Source organism: Pseudomonas sp. Sample_9 (assembly GCF_004307535.1).
GTDB lineage: Bacteria > Pseudomonadota > Gammaproteobacteria > Pseudomonadales > Pseudomonadaceae > Aquipseudomonas > Aquipseudomonas mercuritolerans.
In genome coordinates this window covers 1-5,754 of sequence record NZ_RAZO01000403.1, presented here as the reverse complement: position 1 = coordinate 5,754, position 5,754 = coordinate 1, and the positions used below count along the sequence as shown (strand labels likewise).

Sequence of the window (5,754 nt, the reverse complement as noted above, 5' to 3'; positions counted from 1 at the left end):
TTCTGCTTGTCGCCCTGCAGGGTCTGGCTGCCATCGCTTTTCCAGGTGAACAGCGCTGGCGGGCGCTCCTCACCCAGGATCAATTGATGATTGCGCGGGTCCCAGGTGATGGCTTCAAAAGCCTTGTTCTGGTCTTTCGACGGCCCGAGATCGTATTTCGGGAAGTCGGCAATGTTCAGCTCACGAGTCGCGGCGTCGATCTTGACGATCGACAAGGTATGCTCACGCTCATCGACAATGGCCAGCAAACCGTTTTCCATGACCGTCAGGCCTTCAGGATTGCTCCAGCCCACCAGCGGCATTTTGCGCAACACGTCGCCCTGCAGCGTCAGCTCGACGAGGAAGGCATTCTTGCCCATCACCGCAAACAGGGTCCTGGTCTGCGGGTTATAGGCCAGATCCGAAGCTTCGTCCTTTTCCATGCCCGGCAGCGGCTTGGCATCGATCACCACCTGATAATCCGGCAGCCAGACGCTCTCCTTCTGCTCGGCCTTGCTCTCGAAGCGCTCCAGCACCCACAGCACGCCGCGATCATCCCAATGCATGGCGAACGCCAGCCCATAGGCTGCGGCGATGACCAGCAACAGCCAGACATACCAGCGCAGGACGAAGCGGGATCGGAGGGTGGTTTTTTGCTGAGTTGGAGATGCCATCAAAGGATGCGTTCCGTTAATTCAGGCCAAGGGTAATAGCACAAGAGGCCGGCTGAGACGCCAGAATCGCGGGAATTATCCAGAGAGGATGTGAAAAAAACGGCAAATGGCGGGATTGGCGTGTTCGTTTGCCAGAAACACACTTGTGGCGAGGGGACTTATCCCCGTTGGCGCGCGAAGCGCGCCCCTCTTGATCTTGAAGAGGGGCCTGCTGCGCAGTCCAACGGGGCGGTGCGACGTTTCGCTAAATCCCCCTCACCACAAAGCTCACCCCTACAAGGGGTTCTGCGGTTAGCGCACGCTGCTGCTGAAGCTGCTCGCCCCCGGCAGTTCGAGGACGATTTCATCGCCGACATTCAGCGGGCCTACGCCCACTGGCGTGCCGGTGAGGATCACGTCACCGGCCTGCAGCGAGAAGCAGCCGGCCATGTGCTGGATCATCGGCACGATCGGGTTGAGCATCGCGCTGCTGTTGCCGTCCTGGCGCACTTCGCCGTTGATGGTCAGGCGGATGCCGATGTCGGTCAGGTCAGCGAAGGTGCTGCCGACCACAAACGGCGCGATCACCGCCGCGCCGTCGAACGACTTGGCGATTTCCCACGGCAGGCCCTTGGCTTTCAGCTCGGCCTGCTTGTCGCGCAGGGTCAGGTCCAGCGCCGGGGCGAAGCCGGAGATCGCATCGAGGACTTCTTCGCGGCTTGGTTTGGTCGACAGCGGTTTGCCGATCAACACGGCGATTTCCGCTTCGTAGTGCACCGAACCGCGCTCGGTCGGAATGCTGAACCCGCCTTCCAGCGGCACCACGCAACTGCCGGGCTTGATGAACAGCAGCGGCTCGGTCGGCACCGGATTGTCCAGTTCCTTGGCGTGTTCGGCGTAATTGCGGCCAATGCACACGACTTTCCCGATCGGGAAGTGAATGCGCGTGCCGTCGACGTACTGGTGCTGATAGCTCATTTACCGACTCCTGCCTTTATTGATTCAACAGAGATTACCGATCAAACCGGGAAAATCTTGCCCGGGTTCATGATGCCGTTCGGGTCGAACACTGCCTTGACCGCTTTCATGTACTCGATCTCGGCCGGCGAGCGGCTGTAGGTCAGGTAATCACGCTTGGTCATACCGACGCCGTGCTCGGCCGAGATCGAGCCGTTGTACTTCTCGACGGTTTCGAACACCCACTTGTTGACGGTGGCGCACTTGGCGAAGAACTCGTCCTTGCTCAGGTTTTCCGGCTTGAGGATGTTCAGGTGCAGGTTGCCGTCGCCGATGTGGCCGAACCAGACGATCTCGAAATCCGGATAGTGCTCGCCAACGATCGCATCGATTTCACGCAAGAACGCTGGCACCTTGGAAACGGTCACCGAGATGTCGTTCTTGTACGGCGTCCAGTGGGAAATGGTTTCGGAGATGTACTCGCGCAGCTTCCACAGATTGTGCAGCTGGGTTTCGCTCTGGCTCATCACGCCGTCGAGCACCCAGCCCTGTTCAACGCAGTGTTCGAAGGTCTCCAGCGCGCTGTTGGCCACTTCTTCGGTGGTCGCTTCGAATTCCAGCAGGGCGTAGAACGGGCACTCGGTTTCAAAAGGCGCCGGCACGTCACCGCGCCCCATGACTTTGGCCAGGGCCTTGTCGGAGAAGAATTCGAACGCGGTCAGGTCAAGCTTGCCCTGGAAGGCGTGCAGAACCGGCATGATCGAATCGAAATCGGCGGTGCCGAGGACCATCGCCGTGAGGTTTTTCGGTGCGCGATCAAGGCGCATGGTCGCTTCGACAACGAAACCGAGGGTGCCTTCGGCGCCAATGAACAGCTGGCGCAGGTCGTAACCGGTGGCGTTCTTGATCAGGTCCTTGTTCAGCTCGAGCACGTCGCCCTTGCCGGTGACGACTTTCATGCCGGCCACCCAGTTGCGGGTCATGCCGTAGCGAATCACTTTGATCCCGCCGGCATTGGTGCCGATGTTGCCGCCAATCTGGCTGGAACCCGCCGAGGCGAAGTCGACCGGATAGTACAAGCCGTTCTCTTCGGCGACGTTCTGCAGATGCTCGGTGACCACACCCGGCTGGCACACGGCGGTGCGGTCGGTGAGGTTGACGTCGAGAATCTGGTTCATGTAATCGAACGAAACCACCACTTCGCCATTGGCCGCCACCGCAGCGGCGGACAACCCGGTGCGCCCGCCGGACGGCACCAGCGCAATTTTGTGGGTATTGGCCCAACGCACCACGGCCTGCACTTGCTCGATGGTCTTGGGAAACACGATGGCGCTCGGCGCCGGGGCGAAGTGCTTGGTCCAATCCTTGCCGTAAGTGTTCAGGGAGTCGGCGTCGGTGAGGACTTTGCCAGGCTCAACCAGGGTCTTCAGTTCATCAATCAGCGCAGGATTGGTCATCGACAGAACTCTCGAACAATTCATGGTCATCCTGAGAACGCTTCACGTCGCAGGAATGAGTGTTTAGCGGGGTGGCTATGCTAGCATACCGACCCCGCAGGACAGTGCCCAAGGCCAGATCCGCGGTGACGGCTTTGTTGCCGTGCGGGTCAGCTCCAGGCTGCTCCCTCCCTGCCATTTTTCTCCGGGATACAGGTTTACGCAGATGAGCAAGACTTCTCTCGATAAGAGCAAGATCAAGTTCCTTCTTCTCGAAGGCGTCCACCAATCGGCTGTCGACGTCCTCAAGGCGGCGGGCTACACCAGCATCGAATACCTGACTGGTTCCTTGCCGGAAGCCCAGCTCAAGGAAAAGATCGCTGACGCTCACTTCATCGGCATTCGCTCGCGCACGCAACTGACCGAAGAGATCTTCGATCACGCGAAGAAACTGGTCGCGGTCGGCTGTTTCTGCATCGGCACCAACCAGGTTGACCTCAGTGCGGCCCGCGAGCGCGGTATTGCCGTGTTCAACGCGCCGTACTCCAACACCCGTTCCGTAGCCGAGCTGGTACTGGCCGAAGCGATCCTGCTGCTGCGCGGCATCCCTGAGAAGAATGCATCCTGCCACCGTGGCGGCTGGATCAAGTCCGCCGCCAACTCGTTCGAGATCCGTGGCAAGAAGCTGGGCATTGTCGGCTACGGCTCGATCGGCACGCAGTTGTCGGTGCTGGCTGAAGGCCTGGGCATGCAAGTGTTCTTCTATGACACCGTGACCAAGCTGCCACTGGGCAACGCTACGCAGGTCAACAACCTGCACGAGCTGCTGGGCATGTCCGACATCGTCACCCTGCACGTCCCGGAAACTGCGGCGACCCAGTGGATGATCGGCGAGAAGGAAATCCGCGCCATCAAAAAGGGCGGCATTCTGATCAACGCTGCACGCGGCACCGTGGTCGAACTCGACGCCCTGGCGGACGCGATCAAAGACAAGCACCTGATCGGCGCGGCCATCGACGTATTCCCGGTGGAACCACGCTCCAACGACGAAGAGTTCGAAAGCCCGCTGCGTGGCCTCGACAACGTGATCCTGACCCCGCACATCGGTGGCTCGACCGCCGAAGCGCAAGCCAACATCGGTCTGGAAGTGGCAGAGAAACTGGTCAAGTACAGCGACAACGGTACTTCGGTGTCGTCGGTCAACTTCCCGGAAGTGGCCCTGCCGGCTCACCCTGGCAAGCACCGCCTGCTGCACATCCACGAGAACATCCCGGGTGTGATGAGCGAGATCAACAAGGTCTTCGCCGAAAACGGCATCAACATCTCCGGTCAGTTCCTGCAAACCAACGAGAAAGTCGGCTACGTGGTGATCGACGTAGACGCCGAATACTCGGAGCTGGCGCAAGAAAAGCTGCAACACGTCAACGGTACTATCCGTAGCCGTGTTCTCTTCTGAAGAAGCAGCGGCAAGCTTCAAGCTACTAGCGGCAAGTGAACAGCGCTTTTGCTTTACCTTGCCGCTTGCAGCCAGCCACTTGAAGCTGAATTAAAAAAGGGAGCCCCGCAGGGCTCCCTTTTTTTATTTCACGTTGACCGTGATTTTTTCCGAAACGATCGATGGGTCGAACGGCATGTGGCCGCTGTCGCCGAGGATCAGTTGCAAGGTGTGTTTGCCCGGGGCCAGTTTGATCGTGGCTTCGGTCTGCGCCTTGCCGAAATGCATGTGATGGGCGTCAGTCGGGATCGGCGCGCCTTCGGCCGGCAGGTCGTCGACGTCGATCAGCAGGTGATGGTGGCCGGTGTTCTTGGTGGTGTCACCCGCCGGGGCCAGCGCGATGTTCTTGACACCGAACTTGACCTTGAATTCCTGCGAGACGGTAGCGCCGTCCTCGGGAGAAACGATGAACACTTCAGCATCCTTCGGCGCCGGTGTCGCCGCACTGGCCAGCACCGAAACACCCATCAGCACACCGGCCAACGCTGCACGTGACAAAAAGCTTTTCATTTTCTTCTCCAGTTTTTCCGTAAAATCCGCACGGTCATGACAACTTCATGACCATTCGTTGTCGAAGGCACTCGACAACCATAGCAAAGCGAGCCTGAATCAGAGCGTCGCGATAATGATTTCAAAGGAGTGACCATGCGCCTGCTGCCTGGCCTGATCTGCCTGCTACCCCTTCTGAGCCCGCTGGCTCACGCCGAACTGATTGATGACGTCAACGACCGTGGCGAGCTGCGCATAGCCCTTGAGGCTAATACACCGCCCTTCAATTACAAGGAGGGCGACACCCTCACGGGGTTCGAGGTCGAGCTTGGGCAACTGATCGCCAACGAGCTGGATGTACGCGCCGACTTCATCGTCACCGACGAGGGCGACCTGCTCCAGGGCGTTGAAAGCGGCAAGTACGACGTCGCGCTCAACCACATAGCACTGACACCCGAACTCAAGGATCGTTTCGACTTCAGCGAGCCGTACGGCCAGGTCGACGGGCAGTTGTTGGCGAAGAAGGACGAGACGCCGCGGCCGATGGTGCTGGTGCAGGCATTGACCGAAGAGAAGCCGAAAGCGGCAGTGCCGGTTGAGCTGGCGATTCCCTTCCAGAAGGGTAATCCGGCGTTTCAGGCCAGCCTCAAGAGCGCGCTGGAACGGATCAAGGCGGATGGGCGGTTGGCGGCGCTGTCCGAGAAGTGGTTGAAACCGTAAGAGCCCCTCACCCTAACCCTCTCCC

The 5,754-nt window shown here is 59.5% G+C and carries 6 protein-coding genes; 2 read left to right on the top strand and 4 right to left on the bottom strand.

From position 1 onward, the window contains the following. The 3 genes from D6877_RS23225 to D6877_RS23215 form a co-directional block, all read right to left on the bottom strand. The coding region (locus D6877_RS23225; RefSeq protein WP_130912249.1) for an SdiA-regulated domain-containing protein at positions 1-653 on the bottom strand (653 nt) is incomplete at its 3' end. Positions 654-944: 291 nt separating this feature from the next. Then, on the bottom strand, positions 945-1,610 hold the full coding sequence (locus D6877_RS23220; RefSeq protein ID WP_024014705.1) for a fumarylacetoacetate hydrolase family protein: 666 nt from the start codon (positions 1,608-1,610) through the stop codon (positions 945-947). 41 nt (positions 1,611-1,651) lie between these two features. Further along, positions 1,652-3,046 (bottom strand): FAD-binding oxidoreductase, encoded by a 1,395-nt coding sequence (locus D6877_RS23215; protein ID WP_122603398.1) that lies wholly within the window; start codon positions 3,044-3,046, stop codon positions 1,652-1,654. Between the two features lie 205 nt (positions 3,047-3,251). Here D6877_RS23215 and serA point away from each other — a divergent pair, with 205 nt between their 5' ends. Continuing rightward, a complete protein-coding gene (serA, locus tag D6877_RS23205; protein WP_024014707.1) occupies positions 3,252-4,481 on the top strand; it encodes a phosphoglycerate dehydrogenase in 1,230 nt (409 codons plus the stop codon). A 123-nt stretch (positions 4,482-4,604) separates the two neighbouring features. Here the strand turns inward: serA and D6877_RS23200 are convergent, their stop codons facing one another. Beyond that, on the bottom strand, positions 4,605-5,030 hold the full coding sequence (locus D6877_RS23200; protein ID WP_024014708.1) for a DUF4399 domain-containing protein: 426 nt from the start codon (positions 5,028-5,030) through the stop codon (positions 4,605-4,607). A gap of 135 nt (positions 5,031-5,165) precedes the next feature. Between D6877_RS23200 and D6877_RS23195 the strand changes: the two genes are divergently transcribed. Further along, positions 5,166-5,729 (top strand): transporter substrate-binding domain-containing protein, encoded by a 564-nt coding sequence (locus tag D6877_RS23195; RefSeq protein WP_122506165.1) that lies wholly within the window; start codon positions 5,166-5,168, stop codon positions 5,727-5,729. Positions 5,730-5,754 lie beyond the last annotated feature (25 nt).